Source organism: Mesorhizobium sp. P2_E10, assembly GCF_056404235.1.
This window is the reverse complement of sequence record NZ_JBFUEK010000016.1, coordinates 1-21,485: the sequence shown is the minus strand read 5'-3', so window position 1 is coordinate 21,485 and position 21,485 is coordinate 1. Positions and strand designations below refer to the sequence as shown.

Sequence of the window (21,485 nt, the reverse complement as noted above, 5' to 3'; positions counted from 1 at the left end):
CCGACACGCTGCCGCCAAATTTGTTCAGTCGATGAAGGGACGATAAGGTCGAGCCGATACCATCCAGCACCGGCATCGAGATGAAACTGTTCTTCAGCCGCAATCCCAATCCTCGCCTTGCGGTCGCGGTGGCGCGCACGCTCAAGGCGAAGGTTGAGTTTGAGTTCGCCGCACCCATGGCGCCGGGGCAGGCCGAGCGGTTTCGGCCGCTCAATCCCAATCTTGCATTGCCCATACTGGCAGGTCCGTGGGGCAGCCTCTGGGAGGCCGACGCCATAGCCTGCCGGCTTTCACGCGGCGCGCATTCGGATTTCTGGCGCAGCGGCGACGACGAACCCGACATGATCCGATGGCTGAGCTGGGGCAAGGGGAGCTTCGTCAGGGCTTGCGACACCGTGCATTTCGAGCGCGGCACCAAGCAGCGCTATGGACTTGGCCCGATCGATCCGGGCAAGATCGAAGAGGGAATGGAAGAATTCCGCAGGGCGGCAGCAATCCTCGAGGCGGAGCTTTCCCAACGGCAATGGCTGGTCGGCACTTCGCTCTCCTATGCCGATTTCCGCATGGCGACCTTTCTGCCCTTCAACGATGTCGCCGGCCTGCCGCTGGGTGATTATCCCTCCATCTTCGCCTGGTATCGCCGGCTCGAAGACATCGACACCTGGCGCGATCCCTTCGACGGGCTGAAGGCGCCGCTTTTGCCGCCGGTGAAGCCGGCTTGATGCACCTTCCCTTGGGGTAGGCAGGCTGAGGTGTGGCGCTTTGGCAGCATAGGTGTGGAACACCGGGCGGGCGGTGATCGCCCGCTCGACGGGCCGCGGTCAGGTTGATAAGCCCTCTCTCCAAGGAGAGTCGGCCATGACCGTTGCGATCGAGATGGGACAGACGAGCGCAGGCGCCCCGGCGACCCTGGATCTTGAGGAGCTGCTGGCGACCCGCCTGTTGGTGCAGGGCAATTCCGGCTCCGGCAAATCGCATCTTTTGCGCAGGCTCTTGGAGCAGAGCGCGCCCTGGGTGCAGCAGACCATCATCGACCCCGAGGGCGACTTCGTCTCGCTGGGTGACCGTTTCGGCCATTTGGTGATCGATGCCGAGGACCATACCGAGCGCGGCCTGCAGAGCGCCGGCGAGCGGGCGCGCATGCATCGCGTCTCCACGGTGCTCAACCTTGAAGGGCTCGACGCCGAGAACCAGATGCGGCGCGCCGCCGCTTTTCTCGGCGGGCTTTTCGAGGTCGCCCGCGACCACTGGTACCCGATGCTGGTGGTGGTGGACGAGGCGCAATTGTTTGCGCCGGCGGTGGCCGGCGAGGTGTCGGACGAGGCGCGCAAACTCTCGCTCGGCGCCATGACCAATTTGATGTGCCGTGGCCGCAAACGCGGGCTTGCCGGCATCATCGCCACCCAGCGCTTGGCCAAGCTCGCCAAGAACGTCGCCGCCGAGGCGTCCAACTTCCTCATGGGCCGAACCTTTCTGGATATCGACATGGCGCGCGCCGCCGACCTTCTCGGCATGGAACGGCGGCAGGCGGAGGCGTTTCGCGATTTGGAGCGCGGGCATTTCATGGCGCTCGGCCCGGCGCTGTCGCGCCGTCCGCTCGGCTTGCGCATCGGTCCGACCGATACCCACCCGCGCAATGGCACCCCGCGGCTGATGGCGATGCCGGAAGCAGCGCTGGAGGACGCCCGCGCCATCATCCTGGCGGCGCCGCCGCCGGAAACTGTCCGGCCGCAGCGCCGTTCGTCGCCGGATCTGCTCGATCAGCTGATGGCGGCGAAATCGGCGACGCGGGAAATCCGTCCCGAAGTGGTGGAGGCGCCGATCAGCGCCGAGGATCTGGCGGAGCGGCGTGAGCGGATGGACCGTGTTTTGCGCGCCGTGCTGGCGGAACCCGACGCAGGGTTTCGAGTGCTCGGCGTGCTTTACCAGGAGTTCGTGGTCCGTTGCCGGATCGAAGGCCTCGCCTCGGTCGTGCCGGCGCTGCCGGAGTTCCGCCGCATGCTCACACGCGCCCGCGCCGGGCTCGGCTCCGATATGGCCGGCGACGATGCCTGGCAGGATGTCTCGGTGCGCGCCTCGCTGCTGCCCGAGGATATGCAAGGCGTGTTCATGATGATCGCGCGTGCGGCGAAGGAGGGCTGGCCCTGCCCGAGCGATGCCGCGATTGCCCGCGCCTATGGCTCCCACTCGCTGCGCCGCGCCCGGCGCCTGCTGACCTATATCGAGGAGCAGGGCCTGATCGTCTGCCAGCTTGACGGCCTCGGCCGGCGCACCGTGACGCTGGTCGAACTCGCCTGGGCAACGGCACCTGGCGACCCCAATGCCGAGGAGGCGGGGCAGTTGGCGGTGTGATGCGGTCAAGAAGATGTTCATCGCCGATTGGCGCGAAGGCATTTATGATCGATTCGCGGTAACACCGAAGGGATCGCAGAACGGTTTGGGCAGGAGGGTTGCTCCGGTGCGGTTGAGATCTGTCCCGCTGGCTATCGCCAGTATCCTCGGCCTGGCTGTTGTCGCCATCGCCTTGACGCTGTCGGCCCGATCCTTTGCCGCGCCATCTGCAGTTCCCGCCTGGCTGCAGGCGCATGTCGGCGTAGGCGAAGGCCAGATCGCACAAGTGGTGCTGGACAGGGCACGCGCGCTTTACCTGAAAAAGGTGAGCCAGGGCGCGGTCAGGAACCCCTGCTACTTCGCCATGGACGCGACGCGCCCAGGCGATCTCGGCAACAGCGTGCTGGGGCGCCGCTATTACGTCATCTGCGAAGCCAGCCAGTCGTTTCGCGCGATTTCGTCGGGCCATGGCGGCGGCCGGAATCTGAAAGGCGTCGTCGATTTCTCGAACGGAAAACGCTGCGCGAAAAACTTCGGCAATGCGCTGGACTCGTCATTGACGGCCGGCGGCGCCTATATGACCAGCGAGGCGAAAACCTCGTTCAAAGGCTATTACCGCACCGGCGCGAAACAGGACGCGGTGTTGCTGCGCACCTTCATCCAGTTTGACGGCGAAGGCGAAGCCGGCAACGCCAGGCAGCGGGTGATCGGCGGCCATGCGGCGCGCTTGCTCAAGGGAATGTGTCTGCGCAAAAAAACCAACAGTTCGTACGCCGACCATGACGGTTTCGTGCCCTACGGCAAGCTGGTGGACTACGCCGGCGGCCGCAGCAATGGCTGCACCAGCTGGTCACCGGCGGATGCCGAGCAGATGATCGCCATGGTGAAGAACAACCCGACGACGCTCTACATCTACCCGGAATCGCGCGATATCGGCGCGGCGAAGTCAGGCGCCTATTGGAACGCATCCTGCCTGAAGGAAATCGGCGCGCCGAAATTCTGGCCGCGAAAAACCCTCGAGCCGATCATCGCCCAGTACAAGAAGGACCATCCGCCAGCGCCGCCGCAGCCGTTGCCGATCTGCACGGGGCCGTGAGGGTTATTCGGTTGGGATGATGGCCAGCGAAGGCGACCAGACCACTTCCAATTCCCGGAGTACCCCGGCAGCCAAGCCTTCCTGACCGGGTATCGCACGGAATTCAGCGCTATAGAGCGATGGTAGCGCCCGGAGACGCGTTACTTGAGAGTCGAGCCAAGCCTGCAACTCATCATATTCGGCGTCGACTCCACCGTGGCCCGGATGTGTCTTAACATCAGCTTCGCCATTGTGAAATTTGCGCTCCCACGTGCGATAAATCCGCCAATTGCGGGTCGCGCGTTGCATGAAATCTCGCCCTACGGGGTAAAGTTTGAAACTGTTGGAGTACTCGTCGGCACTCTCGTCAAATTCACACGCAAAATAGTGAGGAGAGCCGTTCAGATCGGCGATACCGGTCCGAACCCCATCGTAGTAATCCCAGACCATATGTACCGGTTCATGTCGCATCGAAGCGCAATGATAGCTTATGCAAAGACAAACTCCACCCTCGCCTTGCTCGATTCCCGACTGTATCGAACGGTCGATCGGGTCGCGCAACACGCTTTCCGCACGGTAGATCCTGCTGCCCTGCGCCTCCTCGTTTCGTAGCGGTCTTCTCGCAGCCCTGGAACCAAATCACGCTCTAGATTGTTCAAGTTTGATTCGACGCCGACGAGCCCTGCCAGTTGGGTAAGCGGCGATCTGGTGGAGCTCTCATCATGACCATTTCATCCAGCTTTCGTTCGCTCGCGGTAGCCGTCGTCGCCGCGGGCGCTGTCAGCGCTGCAAGTGCCGCGCATGCCGACAGCGGCACGATCCGCTTTGCCGTCTACAAGGCGGCCTTCTTCATCGGGGGCTCCGGAGGCGAGGGCACGCTGACCTTCCATGGCCGCAGCTATCCCATCTCGGTCGGCGCCGTCTCGGGCGGCTTCGCCTTTGGGGTTTCCAAGACCTATTTCCGGGGCACCGTGCGCCATATCAGCCGGGTCCGTGATGCGACGGGGGTCTACGGGGCGGCGGGCGGTGGCGGCGCGCTCGGCAAGGGCGCGCAAGTGATCGTCATGACCAATGACAGGGGCGCCCAGCTCGAACTCACGGGCAGGCAGGTGGGCCTGCAGGTCAACGCCGATCTCAGCGGCATGGCGATTTCGTTGAAGTAAGGGCCGGGCCGATCTAGAGGGCGCGTTCACCGATTCGCCCCGATCACCGACTGCTCCTGGTCGATCACGGCGCCGGTCATCGGCCCGGCTGCGTCGGAAAGCAGGAAGACGGCGAGGTTGGCGATGTCGTTTGGCGTCAGCAGCCGGCCGAAAGGTTGCGCGGCGTTGGCCGTGTCGATCCAGCCCGAACCGTTGCCCAGCGTTTCTGCTTGCATAATGCGTTCGGCCGGTGTGTCGGTCCAGCCGACATTGATGCCGTTGACGCGGATGCGGTCGAAGCGATGGGCGTTGGCGGCGTTCTTGGTCAGCGTCGCCAGCGCGCCCTTGGTGGCGGAGTAGACGGCCAGTTCCGGCGAGCCGCAATGGGCGTTGACCGACAGGATGTTGACGATGGCGCCGCCCTCTCCGCGCTTGATCATGTCGGCGATCGCCGCCTGCATCAGGAAGAACGGTGCGCGCGCGTTGACGGCAAAGAGCGAGGCCCAGTCGTCAAGGCCGGCATCGACGAAGGAAGCACGGTCGGTCAGGCCGGCGGCGTTGACCAGCCCGTCGATACGGCCGAAGCGGCTCACGCATTCCGCCGCCAGCAGCGCCGGTGCCTCAGGGTCCGCCAGATCGGCGGCGACGAAAATGGTTGGCGTGCCGATCTGCGAAAGCTCAGCTGCCACTGCATTGCCGCGCGTTGGGTCGCGGCCCGAAATCAACAAGCCGCCGGCGCCGCTATGCGCCAGCGTTTCCGCGATCGCACGGCCGATGCCTTGCGTGGCGCCGGTGACCAGCACCACCTTGTTGTCGAGCCGAATCTCCATTCCTCTTCCTGGAGTTTCTATTTTTCCAGATATCGAATGACAGGTCCCGCTAGTCAATCGCGCCGGCGCGGTTCTCGGTGGGCGGCCACAAGGGGAAGGTCACTCGACGCCCAGCTGCTCCGCGAGATCCGTCAGCATCGGGCGCTGCCCCGCAACAATCTTGACGGCGGCCTCGGCCAAGCTGAACCAGCCCGCTCTGTCGACCTCCGGAAATTCCTTCATCGATCCGGAGCGCGGTGGCCATTCCATGGAGAAGCTGTTGCTCTTGATGGTGGCCACATCAATATCGATACCCGCCTCGACCGACCAGGCGATGACGATCTTGCCGCCCGGTTGCCTGTAGTCGCCAAGGCGCGTGAAGGGGCCATCGACCTTGAGGCCGAGCTCTTCCGCGGTCTCGCGTTGCGCGGCCGTCAACTCGTCCTCGTTCTCGGCGACGAGGCCCTTCGGTATCGACCATGCACCGTCGTCCTTCTTCGCCCAGAACGGTCCGCCGGGATGAACCAGCAGCACCCGAACATAGTCATCGGCCCGACGGTAGATCAGCAAGCCCGCGCTGCGTTTTACCATTTCGATACTCTCGTTTGCGAAGCTGGTTCCAACGGGCAGCAGCCCGAGGATTGTCACCAAACCCTGGATGCGTTCCTTATGCCGACCAATTGCGACCTTATGTCAGGTGTATCTGTATTGCTCCCCACCCGAGAATAGGCAATCTGGATGCAGCCGCGAATCTACGGTGCCAAAGACTAGCCGGGGCGTCCTCAATGCAACTGGGTCTTATCGGCTACTATAGCGACTTCGTTGTCTATCCGCTGGTGATCGCCGTGCTGGCGGTGGCTGGGCTGCGTGAGGCCGGCGAAAGCAATGCCCCCGGCTGGATAGCTACGGTCATCGCCTGTCTCTGTCTGTGGACGCTGACCGAATATCTCCTGCACAGGTTCGTCCTTCACCACATTCCCTACATCAGGGATTTGCATGATCGTCACCATGTCGAGGAGCGCAGTTCCGTGGGCACGCCGACCTGGCTCAGCCTCGGGGTGCATGCGCTGATCGTGTTTTTCCCGGTGTGGATGGTGTCGGATTTCGCAACGGCAAGCGCGGTAAGCTGCGGGCTGATGCTGGGGTACCTCTGGTACATCAGCACCCACCACATCATTCACCACTGGCACCCCACTCATCCGAGCTATCTCTACACCCTCAAGCGCCGCCATGCCGTGCACCACCATGTCGATGAGACGGTCAATTTCGGCGTCACGTCCGCATTCTGGGATCGCATTTTTCGCACAGCGCGGCTCTGAAGCCAGGGCGGCGTGCCTCGGCCGGTCAGCGCCGCTTTCCACGACCGCCGGGAGCTTTGGCTCCACGAGGCCCGCTCTGAACCGGCGTGTTGTTCTGGTTTTCGTCAGACAGTTTGCGCCAGCGGGCAAGGCGCTCCGGATCGAGCGTTCCAGCCTTCAGGGCAGCCTGCACCGCGCAGCCCGGTTCGTGGATATGGGTGCAGTCGCGGAACTTGCAAAGCGGGGCAAGCTCGGTGATTTCGGCAAACAGCGTGTCGATGCCGTAGGCGACGTCGCTGACCTGCAGCGTGCGCATTCCCGGCGTGTCGATCACCCAGCCGCCGCCGGCAATGGCGTGCAGCGATCGCGCGGTGGTGGTGTGGCGACCCTTGGCATCGTGTTCGCGGATGCCGGCGGTCTGTTGCGGCGCTTGCTGCGCCGATCCGGCCAGCGTGTTGACCAGCGTCGATTTGCCGACGCCGGAGGAACCGACCAGCGCCACCGTCTGGCCCGCGCCGCACCAGGCGGCGAGGGCGGTTGCGGCATCTGATGTACGCGGGTTCAACGTCACCACGGCCAGTCCGCGCTGAAGTGCCGTAGCCTGCTTTTGATACACCTCGGCGTCTTCGGCCGTATCGGCCTTGGTCAGCAGGATCACCGGCGCCGTTCCGGCCTCGTTGGCCAGCGCCAGATAGCGCTCGAGCCGGGCGATGTTGAAGTCGGCATTGCAGGAGGTGACGATGAACAGCGTGTCGACATTGGCCGCGGCCAGTTGCGGGGTCCTGCCACCCTGGGTGCGGCGCTCCAGCACCGTCTTGCGGGTTAGGCGGCGCTGCAGCAGGTGAGTATAGGGCTCGACAAGCACCCAGTCGCCGACGGCGTAGTCGCCGGTGTTCGCATTGGCCGGCAGTGTCAGATCCGTTGGCCCTGTCTGAGACAGGCCAGTCAGCCGGTCACGGTGCACCGTGGCGATGCGCGTCGGGACGAGGTTTTTCTCATGCGATTCAAGCTGGTCGCCGAAAAAATCCGTCCAGCCCAGGCTTGCAAGCGACATTGAGGCGGGGTCCGTCACGGTTTTGACCAGGGCGTCGCAGACATCGGACAGTATCCTTGGCAAATGAGCGCGGACAACAGCTCTGAGGATCAGGCGATGATCCGAGCCGTTCTATGGGCGGCGTGGCGGGGTTTGGCAAGCATTTCGCGGAGAAGGCCGGGTTTGGATGGTTGAGCTGAGGGCCGGAGGAATCGGGCGCGTTGTCGCCGCCCGGCGATCGTCACATCTGCACCGACATTCCGCCGTCCACGGTCAGGACATGGCCGTTGACGAAGGAAGCCGCGTCGCTGGCAAGGAAGAGGGCGGCGCCGGCGATTTCCTGCGGCTGTCCCCAGCGCTGCAGCGGGACCCGCTGGCGGGCGAAGGCGAGCATATCGGGATTTTCGGCAAGCGCGGCGTTGGTCTCGGTTGCGAACATTCCCGGCGCGATAGCGTTGCTCGTCACCCCGTGCGCGCCATACTCGACGGCCATGCTGCGCATCAGGCCGGTCAGCCCCTGCTTGGCGGCGGGATAGATGGCATCGCCGGACCGCGCCATCTCGCCGGAGATCGAGGTCACCGCGATCAGCCGGCCATGACCTTGCGCCTTCATGATTTCCGCCGCGTCGCGCGACAGCGAGATCGCCGACAAGAGATCGGTCCGGATCAGTTCAAGAATCTCGTCGTCGCCGAAGGCGGCGAGCGGCCGCCTGTCACGGGCGCCGACATTGTTGACGAGAATATCGAGCCGGCCGCGGGTCTTGCGGATATCCGCGATCACGGCGCGGCCTGCCTGCATGTCGGCCATGTCGAAGGTCGCTGCCTGTGCACTGCCGCCGCCCTCGGCAATGGCGGCGACGGCACTGTCGAGCGTTGCAGCGGTGCGGCCGGTGACAACAACATGGGCGCCGGCCTCGGCAAAGGCACGCGCGATCTCGAAGCCGAGCCCACGCCCGCCTCCGGTGATCAGCGCCACGCGTCCGCGCAAGGAAAATCTGTCGAAAATGCTCATGCCAGGCGAGCCTCACTATGCACAGAGATGCCCGCGACCGGTATGAACGCGGTCGCGGGTTTGATCTCTGGCGGATGCGATCAGAGCCGCTCGGCTCGGATCTTCAGGATCTGGTACAGCATGTTTCGAATGCGCTGCCAAACGGTCAGTCGCTTGATCATGCCTTCCCCCTCCTGTTGCTCGCTGATGTCTCTGCCCGTTCAGATGATCTGTGCTGCCAGTGCGACGCCGGCCAATGAGGTGCCGATGCCTGCCGTGCGGATGGCGCCCGGCCAGCGCCGAAGCGTCAGGGCGGCCAGCGCACCGGCGGCATGCAGGGTCGAAGTGGCGACCACGAAGCCGATCGCGTAGGCGATGCCGCTCGCCGTCTCGGGAACTTCGAGGCCGTGGGCATTGCCGTGGAAAAGCCCGAAGAGGGCGGCCAGCGCCGCTGCAGTGACAAACGGCAAAGGTTTTGCGAGCGCCATCATGGCGCCGAACACCACCAGCGACAGGGCGATGCCGGACTCGAGCGACGGCAAGCCGATCCCGGCGATGCCGAGCAAGGCGCCGGCGATCATCGCCGCGACAAAGCATGACGGCACGACGATGATGGCCTTGCCGCCGGTCCGGGCGGCAAAGATGCCGACAGCCATCATGGCAAGCAGATGGTCGATGCCGGCCAGCGGGTGCTCGAAGCCGCTCATAAAGCCGTGGACATGGAAGCCGCCGCTGTGCGCGAAAGCCAGGGATGGCGTGAGCACTGCGGTGACGGTCAAGGCAAGCCTGCCGAGGATCGAAAGCGTTGTTTTCATCGTTCTGGACCTGTTTGAAAGGGGTGTGATCGGTTCGAAGCCGGGGCTCATTGTCCGGATCCCGGCATGGCGAATTGCGCGGCACCGGATCGGTCGGCAAGAAGCCGCGCCTGACCGAAATCGAGAGGCCTTTGTCCGGTGCCGTCATGGTAGACGAAGGCCAGGCGCCGCCGTCGCGAGGTCAGTTTCGCGGGCAGCGGGTGATAGGTCACGCCGGCGCCGCCGATCAGCGGCATGACGGCGCCGACATCGACCATGTCCTGTGTCTCGACGCGCAGAAGATGCAGCCGCACGCCGTCGGTGGTTTCGCCGACAAAGGGAATTCCGGCGAGGCGCAGGAAACTCGACGGATCCGGCGCCCGCGAAAATCCTTCGAGAAAGGCGATCTCGACGAGGTCGAGATCCGCCGTCCTGGGGTCGGCGGGTTCGGGCGCGTGGTCGTGCGGCAGATGCGGCGTCTGCCATTGCAACGGCTTGCCGGCGGGCCCGTTGTGTCCGACCGGGTGCGTATGGTGATGGTGACCGTTCGGCCCATTGTGGTGGCCGTCGCCATGGTCATGGCCGTGGTGATGATGATCGTCGTGCATGGTCAAAAACTCGTCGGCTTGTCGATGATGGATTTGTGCTTGCCGAGATTGCCGTGAGCGACCATCGAGCCGAGCGCCTCGACGACAACCCGCACGCCAAACAGCGCGGTAATGTCCGACGTGTCGTAGGGTGGCGACACCTCAACCACTTCCAGTCCGCAGATGCCGGGCGCCGAAACGAGCCCGAGCAGCTTCAGCGCTTCGCGCGGCAGGAAGCCGCCTGGCTCCGGCCAGCCCGTGCCGGGCACGAAACCGCAATCGATGCTGTCGACATCGAAGGAGATGTAGACCGCGTCGGTGTCCTTCCATGCGAGCTCGAGCGCGATCTCCGCCGCCTTCTCCAGTCCCATCTGTTCGATGTCGGAAATCGTCAGCACGTTGGTGCCGCGCTTCCTCGCCTCGGCCACGCCGTAGCGGGGCACCTGCCAGCCGCCGATGCCGAGCTGCACCAGATTGGTGGCCGAGACGTTCGGCAGGTTGGTCGCCCAGTACCAGGGCGTGGTGTGCATGCGCTCGTCGAGATCCTTTTCCTGGATGTCGATGTGGCGGTCGAAATGGATGATGCCGATGCGTTTGGAGGTCACGTCGGCAATGCCGCGCACGCACGGAAATCCGATCGAATGGTCGCCGCCCAGCATGATCGGCAACGCGCCGGACGAGGCGACATGGCTGACGCCCTTGGTGATCTGGTCGAAGCTCTTTTCGAGATTGGCGGGGATGGTGAAGACGTCGCCGGCGTCGCACAGGGTCATCTGCTCGCGAAGGTCGACACCGAGCTCGTAATTGTACGGCGTGTAGAGCGCCGAGATGCGGCGCATGCCTTGCGGTCCGAAGCGGGTTCCGGGCCGGTAGGTGGTGCCGCTGTCGAAAGGAATGCCCATGACGGCGGCGTCATATCTGCCGACATCGCGGACATTCTCGACATAGGGCGCCTTGAGGAAGGTGTTGATGCCGGCGAAATGCGGCAGCTCGCCGCGTGCGAATGTCGGGATCGACTTGTCGATGATCGAATCCGATCCCGGCAGGCCCATGTCCAGCGCCCATTTCTGTTCCTTGCGCCAGCCGTCCTCGGGCAGCCTGCCTTCCGCCTCGATCGCCTTCCAGCCCTGCATGTCGCGGATTTCGAAGTTCGGATGGTGGAATCGCTGGCGTGGCTGGCGATCGGTGAGCCCGGCGCGGCGGTGCCGGCGTTCTGGGATGTCTGTGTGCATCAAAAAACCTCCTTCACGACGCCGTCGTCGCAATTGCGCTATCCAGTCGGGTCGTCCCGACCATCGCGGCCACTTTGGCCACGTCTTGTGCGGAAGCCCGGTTCTTGCGGTCGAGCTTCAGATCGTAGGTGATCGTCGCGCCATAGGCGGACGGGAACTGGGGGTCGTGGCGGACCTTGTCGAAGACGAGCACGCGGGTGCCGAGCTTGAAGGCCTCGCCGATATCGTGGGTAACCATGACGACGGTCATGCCGTGCTCGGTCCACAGCTCGGTCAGCAGTTCGTGCATCTCGACACGAATGCCAGGATCGAGCGCGCCGAACGGCTCGTCGAGCAGCAGGATCTGCGGTCGGCCAAGCAAGGTCTGGGCGATCGCCAGCCGCTGCTGCATGCCGCCAGAGAGTGAAGCCGGATAGAGGTCGCGCGCATGGGCGAGGCCGACGCGCTCCAGCATGGTTTCGGCCTGTTGCCTGGCGCTTCTACGCCTGGCGCCGAAGACGCGGCCGAACGGCCCGCCGGAGCGAAAGTCCTCGACCAGCAGCAGGTTCTGCATGGCAGTCAGATGTGGAAACACCGAATAGCGCTGGAAGACGATGCCGCGTTGCGGCGTCGGTTCCGGCACGATCGGCCGGTCGCCGACGACGACCACACCGCCGCTCTGTTGTTCCTGGCCGAGCAGGATGCGCAGGAAGGTCGATTTTCCGCAGCCGCTGGCGCCGACCAGCGACAGGAACTCGCCGGCCTCGGCGGTGACATTGACGCGCTCCAGCACGCGGGCATCGCCGTAGCTCTTCTCCAGCCCGTGGACGACGATGCGGCTCATCTGTTTTGCACCGGATGCGCCCAGGGCGAGATGAGGTGCGAGAGCCGGACGAGCAGCCAGTCGGTGATGACGGCAAGCAAGGTGATCCAGGCGACGTAAGGCAGGATCACGTCCATCGACAGATAGCGGCGAACGAGGAAGATGCGGTAGCCCAGTCCCTCGGTCGAGGCGATGGCTTCGGCCGCGATCAGGAACAGCCATGCCGGTCCCAGCGCCAGCCGCACGCAGGTGATGAGGCGCGGCATGACCTGCGGCAGCACCAGCCGGAGCACCATGGTCCAACTGTTGCCGCCCAGCGTCTGCGCCTTGGCGACCAGTTCCGGCGGCAGTTCCATCACCCGGTTGGCGATGTCGCGCACCATGACCGGTGCGACGCCGACGGCGATCAAGGTGATCTTGGCGGTTTCGCCGAGGCCAAGTGCGATGAACAGGATCGGCAGCAGCGCCAATGGCGGGATGACGCAGACGACGGTGACAAAGGGCAGCAAAAAGGCCCTGACGCGTGGGATGAAGCCGATGGCGACGCCAAGGCAAAGTGCGGCGAGCGTGGCGAAACCGACGCCTGCGAACAGCCTGATCAGACTGGCAAACGTGTCGGCCCATAGAATCAGGTCGCCGGAGCGCTTGTCCGGCACCGTCGCCAGGTCGAAAAAGGCTGACCACATCTGTGCCGGCGAGGGCAGCAGCTTGTCGCTCGGATTGACGGCCAGTCTTTGCGCCGAGGCGAAGAGATAGGCGATCGCCACGGCGGCAAACGGCAAGGCTCCCAGGAACAGGGCTCCGCCGCGCGACACCGTCGCGTTGATGAGGCGAAGCCGCGGCCTCCGCCGAGGGGCGCGCGGGACGTCAGCGCCTCCCTCGGGCACAGCGTTCATGGTGCCGGTTCCTCTGGCCAGCATGTCGCGCCCTACAGCGTTCCAGCCGCCGCCAGGGCCATGTAGGCCGGATCGAAACGCAATTTGACGTTCTTGGCGTCGCCCAGCGTCGAGCCGTCGGGGAAGCTCATGCCGATCACGTCGACGCTCGGTGCATTGGTGCCGAGGATGCCGTGGCTGAACAGGAAGTTACGGACCAGATCCATCGTCTTCGGCAGCTCGGCGCCGTTGGTGAATGCGACGGCCTTGGCCGGCTCGAAGAACATCGCCGTCGATGCAAGCTGGGCGTCGAAGCCGACAAGATCCGTACCCGATGCCTTGGCCATTTCTTCCTTGGCCGCCTTGCCTTCGGGCGTGCCCGAGGTCATCAACGCCATCGCTTCGTACCAGGCGCCGACCAGCGCCTTGCCGAGAGCCGGATTGTCCTTCAGCGTCTCGGTGTTGACGACCATCATGTCGATGATCTCGCCGGGAATCTGCGTCGAATCGAACACTTTGTGGGCGCCCGGCATGGCGGCAATTTCGGAGACCAGCGGATTCCAGGTGACGACGGAGGTGACGTCGCCGGTGCCATAAGCAGCGACCATGTCGGCGTCGGAGGTGTTGACCACCGTGATGTCCTTCTCGGCCAGCCCGACCGTGTCTAACGCGCGCGCCAGCAGATAGTGAGAGACCGAGAGCTCGACGAGATTGACCTTCTGGCCTGCAATGTCCTTGAGCGCCGACTTGTCCTTGAGGATGACGGCGTCGTTGCCGTTGGAGAAGTCGCCGACGATCAGCGCGGTCGTATCGACGCCGCCGCCAGCCGGGATCGACAGCGCGTCCATATTGGTCATCGCGCAGCCGTCAAAGCCGCCGGCGGTGTACTGATTGATGCTTTCGACATAGTCGTTGATGCGGGTGATCTCGACATTGATGCCGTATTTGTCGGCCCATTTCTTCATGATGCCGCTGTCGGAGAGATAGCCCCAGGGCATCCAGCCGACATAGATCGACCAGCAGATCTTGAAGTCTTTCTTGGGCGCCGCTTGCGCGGCCGAGATGAAGGGAAGGCTGAGTGACGCGGCGAGGATGATTGCGGCCAGCTTGCGAAGCATTGCGTACCCCTGTTTGCGATCCGGATTGCGCCCGGACGTCTGTTGGGGGTTCACGGAGCGCGCATCCGGGAGAGGTTCGCGCCAGCAAACCCGTGCAGGGTTCTCCCGGGATTTTGGCCCGCCGTGTTCCGCCGGATGCTTCAATGCACCCCTGGCGGTCGCATCTCTTGGACCAGCGCCGTGATCGACACGGCCGGAACCCTAGACGCTCTGCACATCAGCAACGAAGCAAGGGGCGTGCCAGTCCGGAAAACCCGCTCCGCGGCCGTTTTCTCGCGGATTTGAAGGCAATCGCATCATCGGATGGCGCAAAAATCATCGCAGCGCCGCCAGATTAGGCAGCCGGATGCGCACGGTGCCTGAGCCTGGGCGGCCGCTTGGCAGCCGGCGAGCAGCAAGCCAGGGAGCGCGCCAGGTCGTTTTCCGGGCAGGAGGAGGAAGATAGCCGGCGCCGCAGGGGGCGGGGTTGGGATTGGGGTTTCCCGAAGCGCCGGCCAAGCGGAAATCAAGTCCGCTGCAGGACCAAGCTAACAGAGGTCGGGCCAGTTGATATAGCGTGATCGCGGAACTGGCGGAGAGAGCGGGATTCGATTTTCGGCCGCAAGCCAAGCAAACCAAGACTTTCAGCGAATGTTGCCACACAGAATGTTACGCCAGCGGTGCGGACATGAGCCGGCCAGCCGCCCCCTTTGTCACCGGAGATTTCGTCGCGATGGATTCGGAGTTAATTGTGAAGGTGCGACAATTGAAATCCAGTTTCGTGTTCGACGCCGGATAGCTGCGATTCCGCCGACCGGAACATGTCTTCGAACTGCAGCTCGCTTTCGAACACCACGCCGCCGACGCTGATAGCCAGGGCATCCTCGGTTCCTTTTGGCGCGAAATAGACTTGCGCCACGCGGGTCCGGATACGCTCGCCGATTTCCTTGGCGTCGTCTTCTGTCGCGCCGGGCAGAAACACTCCGAACATGGACGTTCCGATGCGACCGACCAGATCTTCCTTGCGCACCGATGATTGGATCGTCGCGGCAATCAGCCGTAAGGCTTCGTCTCCCCAGCCGAGACCAAAGCGCAGATTGATGGACCTGATATGTTCGGGGTGGATGACCAGGAAGGCGCCCGACCTCGGACCCGGCGCTGACTGTCTTGTTGTTCGCCTTTCAACCATCGACGTGAAGACCGCCCCGTTCAGGCAGCCTGTCAGGCTGTCAAAGGTCGCCGACTTGTTGAGTTCCTGTCGATAACGACGGCTCTCAATCTGCTTCAAACCAATGAATAGAAAGACCGGGACACCAACGACGACGGGCAACAGAACTGCCGTGATCATGCTTCGGCCAAATGGCGTCAGCCCTTCGGCGAACAACAGCAGATAGTTGAGGACAAGAGAAACGCCCAGAATTCCCGCGGTTCCGAGAAAGGTCAGCCATGCGACGCCTTTCCATGCCTGGGCGGAGGTGTTCGCCATCGCTTTTGTCACTAACCGATCTCCTGTCAGATAGGCTGGTATAAGGCCGGTTAGTTACAATTTTGGCTTGAAGAAACAATAAAATTTGATGAATTGGCCGAATAGCCTCTAACCAAACTGGCCACAAGGCAAGAAGGCAAGCTGAAACTGCTCAGAGGAAAATTGCGCGCCCTGGCAGTTAACAAGATCATCAGTGTCACCTGAACAACCGTCGCACGGTTCCCTTGCCCGGCTGTGTTGCTCCAGTTCCGTCCGGTGATGGTGGCATGGAGGTTCAAAAGGACGAGCCGACTATCGAGGCGGGCCGAATATGCCCATCTCCGCGCGTCTGGCCGTCGCCTCCGCCTTGCCGTAGATGCCGTTCGGCAAGGCCGTTGCCCAGCCGTTGGAAACAAGCCAGGCGCCGACGTCCTGCTTGCCCAGCTTGCATGGTGCGGCAATGGTAAAACGATCGATTTCCGGCGGCACGAAGCACTTAAGCGCCCGGCCGCGCAGCCAGGAATTGAAAGCTGCGCGTGCACGCTGACCGCATGGCCAGGAGGCGACATCGTGAAGCGAGCAGGTCATATCCGGATCGACGCTCTGGACTCCACTGATGACCACCGTCCGACCCATGGATTGGAAGATCGCGGACGACGTGGCAATCGGACGGTAAAGCAGGATCTCGCGCCAATCGTCCGGCATCGGCGTTTCCGGGGGCATAGCCAGGCCAAGGTTACTCAGAGGCGGACGCGGCTCAACGCGTTCGATCTCCGACGCGTCGAGTTGTGGCGGAGCGATGACGTTTTGAGCAATCTTGCGCGCGGGTCCTGGCCGTTGAGCACCGGCAATGGCCGCGACCGGTCGGGTTGCCTGCTTGCCGTCAAGAGCCCGAGGCAGCGCCGGGAGAGCCTGATCAGCCGAAAACAAGGCCTTGGCCTGGATGATCAGCAAGGCTCCGCCCATAAGCAGGAGGCTTCCGAGCGCGATTACCAGGTGGTTTCGGCCCAGCCTGGCCATCAGCTCGAGATGGCCCCAAAGGCTTCTTCCCGGTCAGAAACCGGACGTCGATTTGGCGACCAGTTTGAGCGCACCCTTTTGAACCTGATAAAATGGCATCGATCGTTCACTGGACCCATCCGCCCGAAACCGAAACAGGCCTGTCGATCCGCGAAACCCGCTCGGATTTTCGAGAACCTGCTTGCTGAAGCCACCAGGCCCGACTGCGCTGGCAATTCCCGCGGTCAGGGCAACCATATCATAGGCGTAGGCGACATTGGTATCGGCAGGGTAATTGTAGGTCGTCTTGAAACGGTCTGCGATCGGTCCGGTTTCGCTCGGATCGAGCGTGGCGATATAGGCACCCTCGAACAGCGGTTCCATCGGATGTTCCAGCCAGCGGTTGGTTCCGACGACTGCGATTGCCTTCCCCGGAATGCCTTTCGATTTCAACGCGGCAAGGATCTGCGACGGGCTGTCGTCGCCGCTGGCAACGATGACCGCGTCGGGCGTGTCCACGAGCGAGCCCAAGTCGGCGACCGCCTTGGTGCCGCCGTCGCCTGCCGAATACGGCAGTGTGACCGCCAGCGTCGCGCCATAGATGCTGAGGCTGTTGGCGACGCGCTTTTCAACGGCGCTGGCATTTGCGCCGGCTTCGACGAGCAGCACAAACTTCTTCAAGCCTTTCGCCGCGATGCCTGCGGCGCCCGCGGCCGCGCTGTCGGCCTCGCTGAGACACACGGCATAGACGCCCGGACCACCGGCGAAATTGTCGGCGAGCGCCAGGACCGGTGGTCGCGTCGACCCCGACAGTTTGGCGATGTGCTGGGCCGCCGGCAGTTCGGCAGGGCCGATAACGACTTTCGACCCCGTGGTGATCGCCTTCACGGCCAAATCGCTGGCGTGCGCGCTGTCACCTTTGGTGTCCTCGACCGTGACCGTGAGCAGTGCATTGCCGAGATCCGCCATCGCGAGCTTGGCGCCATCGAGCATCTTCCTGCCGTTTTCCCCCTCGGTTCCGGCAGCGGACAAAGGCAGCAGCATTGTAATTTTCGTTGACCCCGTGCCGAGCGACTGGGTCGCCCGGGCAGGACCTGCCACGGTGCCGCCGGCTTGCGCTCCAGGTGCGGTGATCGCAGCTGGATCGAGAGCATCGGAAACGCTGCCTTTCGACTGGCAACCCGACATTAGTACAGCGAGTGCAAATGCGATCGCCCCTGTCCGCAGACAACGGACCTGTCGGCCAGCTTCCATGAATGCTCCACCCTATATGCCGCCGGGTGTTCTTCCCGGTCTGATCGTCAACTCATCCTACGGCGGACTAGCATCGCCGTCTTGTAATTCCTGGGTCATGGTTTAGCCGTCGAAGAGCCGGCCTCTGAGCGCCTTGATCCGGCTCGCTTGCCCAGCACTTCGATAATCGGCGCATTTCATGTATCGCGGCCCAGCAACGAACACCCGGCGCACGCAAACCCTTTTTCCCTGCACAGAGGCACCGTCGTCCTCTCCGGCCGAAAATGCGGTGAAGCCGAATGTTGCCACCGGCAACGGCCCCGTCACTTCAAAACCTTCCCTCGCCAGGATTGCACGCGCGCGCCGGCAGTAGCGGACCGAAAGCTCCGAGAACCGGCTTTCATTGTGCCCGGCGCGATACTTCATGACCGTCGTGCACAGGTCGCCGGCGGCGATCCTGTTCGCCTGCGCAAGATATCTTACGCCGAGCGCGATGTTGGTTGCGGGCAGGCCGAGTTCATCGAGCGAGCCTCGAAAGCCAAGCATTCGCGCTGTCGCCGGCATCACCTGCATCAGGCCGACTTCGCCGTCTACGCCCTGCACGTCGGGATCGAACCCGCTTTCGATCTCCATCACCGCATGCGCCAGCACCGGCTCCAGGCCGTAGATCGATGCCTGACAGCTGGCAAACGCCTTGAACGTCTCTCGTGTCCATTGCGTGGCGGCATCACAGCGAACGGGCAGTGTCGGATGAGACGGTTGGTATCTCCCGGCCAACGGTCGTTCCAACCAGTTGGCGTGGGCTTGTGTGGCAATTTGGCTAAAACCAACCAGCGCGATCGCACCAGCGATCGCGCTCAAGATTGGTCCGTCGGCCATCATTGTCAGCCAGCCGGCGCGCCTTTGCCCTTCCGGTCAGTGCATGTACTCGACCATGCGATCGTGAAAACACTCACATTTGTTGAGGGTATCTTCGTCCTTGTAGTTCGTCTTCAGGTAGCCGTAAGCCATGCCGCAGGCAACCTTGGCTTCCGATGCCCAGACGAAGACAGGCCGGGACGAATTGATCCACTCCGAGCTGTTGGCGGCGGCAACCGACTCGTCCATCAACTTCACCACCTGCTCCTTCAGATCGACGATGTTGTCGTTCAGCACCAGGTTGGACGTGCCGACCGTGCGGCAATAGTCGGCTACCGGCCCTTCGATGATATCGGCGGCATAGCCGGTCGATCCGACTGCCAGCAACAGCGTCGCAGCGGAAACCAGCAGTCTTGCAGAACGTTTCATGATGAGCTCCCCTCAATATTCCTAATATGTAACATAGTCGCGTGGCCGCGCGCTATGCCGTTAAACCACGTTTGCCGTCGTCGTGTGCTGGGCTATGCCGTCGTCGTAGAGCAGCGTGATGGTGCTGGCGATCGGCGCGTTCGTCAATTCGGCCACCGGTACGAAATTGGCCGGATTGCCCGAACCACTGGTGTCGACACTGAGGATGTGCGTCCCCGAATCATAGTTTACAAAGTTGCCGATATCGCCCCCACCGGGAGCGGTGTCGAACAGCGCGGTCAGATCGATCTTATCGCCCTCGCCACCATTGAAGTCGGTGATGAGATCCTTGATGTCGAGATGATCGAGTTTGAACGTGTCGGCGCCAGTCCCGCCGGTAAGCGTGTCTTGGCCGAAGCCGCCGATCAGAAGGTCGTTGCCCGCACCGCCGGCAAGCGTGTCGTTGCCACCGCCGCCCCAAAGTGCGCTTCCGGCGCCGTTGGCAGTCAGCGTATCGCCAAAGTTCGAGCCGATCGCGTTTTCGAAGTTGCTGATCGTGTCGCCCAGCGCGCCTGCACCGCCGACGATCTGAGTCAGGAGGTTGATCGTGACCAATCCGGTTGCGTCGCTGTAGTCGACGGTATCGCCCAGGCCGGTTCCACCGTTGAGGGTGTCGGCTCCGGAACTCGCGTGAATGACTTCCGCGGTCGTGCTAGTGCCCGTCTCCTGATAGCCGGTGCCGGTATGGGTTCCGACCAGCGAGACGGACAGATTGTCCGAACTTGTGACGGTGTCGCCATCATGGTCGGTTATGCCGAGCGCAAAATTCAGCGTGGTGTCGCTGACGATTGTCTGCGAGTTATAGGTAAGCGACAGCAGAACGACCTTGGTGTCGTCGCCTGGGGCGCTTGCAACGTTCTTTACGTCCACCTCGCTGAAATTGAAGAAGGCATTCGTTCCTGTACCTCCCCAGTGGGCTGCGTCGACAACCAACGGCGTGCCGTCGGTCTGCGTCACATTCCAAGTTGCGGAAGTGGTATGCGTCGCATCCCAGATGGTCACCTGGAAGTGTTCGGACGTATCGTTCCCGCCTTTTCCGATGCCGACCGTTACCTGGCTCTGGAGCAAACCGAACTTGAAGGTAAGGGTTTCGTTCGTGTCCAGGTTGCCGTTGTCTATGCCCATGCCGTTGGCGTTCTTGAACACCTTGTGATCGAGCGCGTTGGGGTCGGAGGAATTGAAGCCGTCAATGAGAACGTCGTAGCCACTGGCCGGAAGCGGATCGCTAACGAAGCTGGCCGCCCCCCCCGCGATCTTCACGAAATCGCCATTACCATTGGGGATTCCCGATACCACATCGAACGTGCTGGTCGACTGCAGGCTGTTCGTCACGAGGTGGAAATCGTAAGTGCCTGCCGCCGAGGCAGTCAGCGTGAAGTATTCGTTGGCACCTGAAGCGGCCAACGCGCTGCCAAGCGTCGTGTATGCGAACATTTCGGACGAATGCGTGGCGGTGTCATAGTGGGTGTATTCGTAGAACGTGTAGAGTGTCGTCGTTCCGCTCTTTACGTCGACCTGGGTCACGGCATCGCCAAAGGCATTGTTCCCCTGGCTGGTAAAGGCATAGGTCAGCCCGCTCGGTGCAGTTCCCATAGCGATGCCAACTGCCGAAGTGAGGCTCAGCCCGTCCGCTCCAAAGGACGGCTGCCAGGTGCCGTGAACGTCGGTATTGCTGACGTTCGGCATGATCGCATCTTGAATGTTGCTAATCGTCGGCGTGTCGTCGTCGACGTTGATCGACAAGGAGCCAGTCGCCGCGTCGCCATCCTTGTCTGTGGTCACATAGTTGACCGTGAACTGGAGATTGTTCTCGTCCAGCCCCGCCGGATGGTCGATCGCATGCAACTGGGTGACCGTGTAGCTGCCCGAGTTGGTGTCGGCGAGCTGGATCAGCAGAACTGCCGTGGCACCTTGGCTGATCGTCAGCGTCTGGCCGCCATTGCTCGCCAACGCCGTGAAGCCGGCCGGGAGGACAATACCCGCCGCCGTCAGCAGCGTCGTACCGGCGCCGTCGGCGCCATAGTTATGCGCCAGCGTTCCCGTCGTGTTTGCGGTGTCGGGATTGACGTCACCGGTACCGCCGACGTTGCCGCCAACCAGCGCATCGTCATCGAGCTGGACCAGCGCGTTCGCCGAGATCAAGGGGCCATCGTCCTTGAACACCAGGTTCTGGCCGATGTCGACCGAGGCCGTTGCCGAGTCGCCGTCCTTGTCGGTGATCGTTGCCGTCACCTTGATCAGGTTGTCGGCGCTGAGGGTGGTGCTGTCATCGGGGTTGGCGGTGTTGGGATGGACCACTGCCCTCTGCTGATCGAGTGTCACGTCGCCATTGGCGGTGTTGACGGTCAGCGTGAACACCAGCGCGTTGCTGCCGGCCGTGCGGCCCTCGACGACAA

The 21,485-nt window shown here is 63.0% G+C and carries 22 protein-coding genes and 1 riboswitch; of the genes, 5 read left to right on the top strand and 17 right to left on the bottom strand.

All coding sequences use genetic code 11. The features are described from left to right. Positions 1–80: 80 nt before the first annotated feature. The 3 genes from AC1D0N_RS27195 (at position 81) to AC1D0N_RS27185 (ending at position 3,427) form a co-directional block, all read left to right on the top strand. Positions 81–722 carry a glutathione S-transferase family protein gene (locus tag AC1D0N_RS27195; RefSeq protein ID WP_477249145.1) on the top strand — a complete coding sequence of 214 codons (642 nt, stop codon included), beginning with the start codon at positions 81–83 and terminating at the stop codon, positions 720–722. A 136-nt stretch (positions 723–858) separates the two neighbouring features. After that, positions 859–2,352 (top strand): helicase HerA domain-containing protein, encoded by a 1,494-nt coding sequence (locus AC1D0N_RS27190; protein ID WP_477249143.1) that lies wholly within the window; start codon positions 859–861, stop codon positions 2,350–2,352. Positions 2,353–2,458: 106 nt separating this feature from the next. Then, positions 2,459–3,427, top strand: coding sequence for a hypothetical protein (locus AC1D0N_RS27185; RefSeq protein ID WP_477249142.1), 969 nt, complete (start codon positions 2,459–2,461; stop codon positions 3,425–3,427). A gap of 3 nt (positions 3,428–3,430) precedes the next feature. On the opposite strand, the gene AC1D0N_RS27180 is transcribed toward AC1D0N_RS27185, so the two are convergent. Further along, complete coding sequence (locus AC1D0N_RS27180; protein ID WP_477249141.1) at positions 3,431–3,967, bottom strand: hypothetical protein; 537 nt, start codon at positions 3,965–3,967, stop codon at positions 3,431–3,433. A gap of 161 nt (positions 3,968–4,128) precedes the next feature. On the opposite strand from AC1D0N_RS27180, the gene AC1D0N_RS27175 reads away from it, so the two are divergent. Then, the gene (locus tag AC1D0N_RS27175; protein WP_477249139.1) at positions 4,129–4,569 is read left to right on the top strand and encodes a hypothetical protein; all 441 of its coding nucleotides are present in this window, start codon (positions 4,129–4,131) and stop codon (positions 4,567–4,569) included. Between the two features lie 26 nt (positions 4,570–4,595). On the opposite strand, the gene AC1D0N_RS27170 is transcribed toward AC1D0N_RS27175, so the two are convergent. Beyond that, the gene (locus AC1D0N_RS27170; protein ID WP_477249137.1) at positions 4,596–5,378 is read right to left on the bottom strand and encodes an SDR family oxidoreductase; all 783 of its coding nucleotides are present in this window, start codon (positions 5,376–5,378) and stop codon (positions 4,596–4,598) included. Between the two features lie 99 nt (positions 5,379–5,477). Continuing rightward, on the bottom strand, positions 5,478–5,948 hold the full coding sequence (locus AC1D0N_RS27165; RefSeq protein ID WP_477249248.1) for an NUDIX hydrolase: 471 nt from the start codon (positions 5,946–5,948) through the stop codon (positions 5,478–5,480). Positions 5,949–6,142: 194 nt separating this feature from the next. On the opposite strand from AC1D0N_RS27165, the gene AC1D0N_RS27160 reads away from it, so the two are divergent. Then, complete coding sequence (locus AC1D0N_RS27160) at positions 6,143–6,676, top strand: sterol desaturase family protein (protein ID WP_477249135.1); 534 nt, start codon at positions 6,143–6,145, stop codon at positions 6,674–6,676. A gap of 25 nt (positions 6,677–6,701) precedes the next feature. Here AC1D0N_RS27160 and rsgA read toward each other — a convergent pair whose 3' ends face one another. The 14 genes from rsgA to AC1D0N_RS27090 all read right to left on the bottom strand — a co-directional run. After that, positions 6,702–7,709: a ribosome small subunit-dependent GTPase A gene (gene rsgA / locus AC1D0N_RS27155; protein ID WP_477249133.1), complete on the bottom strand. Its 1,008-nt coding sequence runs from the start codon at positions 7,707–7,709 to the stop codon at positions 6,702–6,704. A gap of 220 nt (positions 7,710–7,929) precedes the next feature. Continuing rightward, positions 7,930–8,700, bottom strand: a complete 771-nt coding sequence (locus tag AC1D0N_RS27150; protein WP_477249131.1) for an SDR family oxidoreductase — start codon at positions 8,698–8,700, stop codon at positions 7,930–7,932. 200 nt (positions 8,701–8,900) lie between these two features. Continuing rightward, positions 8,901–9,494: a HupE/UreJ family protein gene (locus AC1D0N_RS27145; RefSeq protein WP_477249130.1), complete on the bottom strand. Its 594-nt coding sequence runs from the start codon at positions 9,492–9,494 to the stop codon at positions 8,901–8,903. 47 nt (positions 9,495–9,541) lie between these two features. Then, the gene (locus tag AC1D0N_RS27140) at positions 9,542–10,081 is read right to left on the bottom strand and encodes a hypothetical protein (protein ID WP_477249128.1); all 540 of its coding nucleotides are present in this window, start codon (positions 10,079–10,081) and stop codon (positions 9,542–9,544) included. A 2-nt stretch (positions 10,082–10,083) separates the two neighbouring features. Continuing rightward, positions 10,084–11,292 carry an agmatinase family protein gene (locus tag AC1D0N_RS27135; RefSeq protein ID WP_477249127.1) on the bottom strand — a complete coding sequence of 403 codons (1,209 nt, stop codon included), beginning with the start codon at positions 11,290–11,292 and terminating at the stop codon, positions 10,084–10,086. Between the two features lie 13 nt (positions 11,293–11,305). Continuing rightward, positions 11,306–12,115 carry an ATP-binding cassette domain-containing protein gene (locus tag AC1D0N_RS27130; RefSeq protein ID WP_477249126.1) on the bottom strand — a complete coding sequence of 270 codons (810 nt, stop codon included), beginning with the start codon at positions 12,113–12,115 and terminating at the stop codon, positions 11,306–11,308. After that, complete coding sequence (locus AC1D0N_RS27125; protein WP_477249124.1) at positions 12,112–12,990, bottom strand: ABC transporter permease; 879 nt, start codon at positions 12,988–12,990, stop codon at positions 12,112–12,114. Before AC1D0N_RS27125 ends, AC1D0N_RS27130 begins: the two co-directional genes overlap by 4 nt. A gap of 32 nt (positions 12,991–13,022) precedes the next feature. Then, entirely contained in the window at positions 13,023–14,087 is a 1,065-nt protein-coding gene (locus AC1D0N_RS27120; protein ID WP_477249122.1) for a putative urea ABC transporter substrate-binding protein, read from the bottom strand. A gap of 100 nt (positions 14,088–14,187) precedes the next feature. Beyond that, a riboswitch (guanidine-I (ykkC/yxkD leader) is annotated at positions 14,188–14,303 on the bottom strand. 508 nt (positions 14,304–14,811) lie between these two features. After that, a complete protein-coding gene (locus AC1D0N_RS27115) occupies positions 14,812–15,564 on the bottom strand; it encodes a GGDEF domain-containing protein (protein WP_477249120.1) in 753 nt (250 codons plus the stop codon). Positions 15,565–15,843: 279 nt separating this feature from the next. Continuing rightward, the gene (locus AC1D0N_RS27110; protein ID WP_477249118.1) at positions 15,844–16,485 is read right to left on the bottom strand and encodes a thermonuclease family protein; all 642 of its coding nucleotides are present in this window, start codon (positions 16,483–16,485) and stop codon (positions 15,844–15,846) included. 99 nt (positions 16,486–16,584) lie between these two features. Beyond that, positions 16,585–17,784, bottom strand: a complete 1,200-nt coding sequence (locus AC1D0N_RS27105; RefSeq protein WP_477249116.1) for a type 1 periplasmic-binding domain-containing protein — start codon at positions 17,782–17,784, stop codon at positions 16,585–16,587. Between the two features lie 102 nt (positions 17,785–17,886). After that, complete coding sequence (locus tag AC1D0N_RS27100) at positions 17,887–18,624, bottom strand: lytic transglycosylase domain-containing protein (protein ID WP_477249114.1); 738 nt, start codon at positions 18,622–18,624, stop codon at positions 17,887–17,889. 54 nt (positions 18,625–18,678) lie between these two features. After that, the gene (locus AC1D0N_RS27095) at positions 18,679–19,050 is read right to left on the bottom strand and encodes a hypothetical protein (RefSeq protein WP_477249112.1); all 372 of its coding nucleotides are present in this window, start codon (positions 19,048–19,050) and stop codon (positions 18,679–18,681) included. A 60-nt stretch (positions 19,051–19,110) separates the two neighbouring features. Beyond that, positions 19,111–21,485: DUF5801 repeats-in-toxin domain-containing protein (locus AC1D0N_RS27090; protein ID WP_477249111.1), on the bottom strand; the 2,375-nt coding region annotated here is incomplete at its 5' end.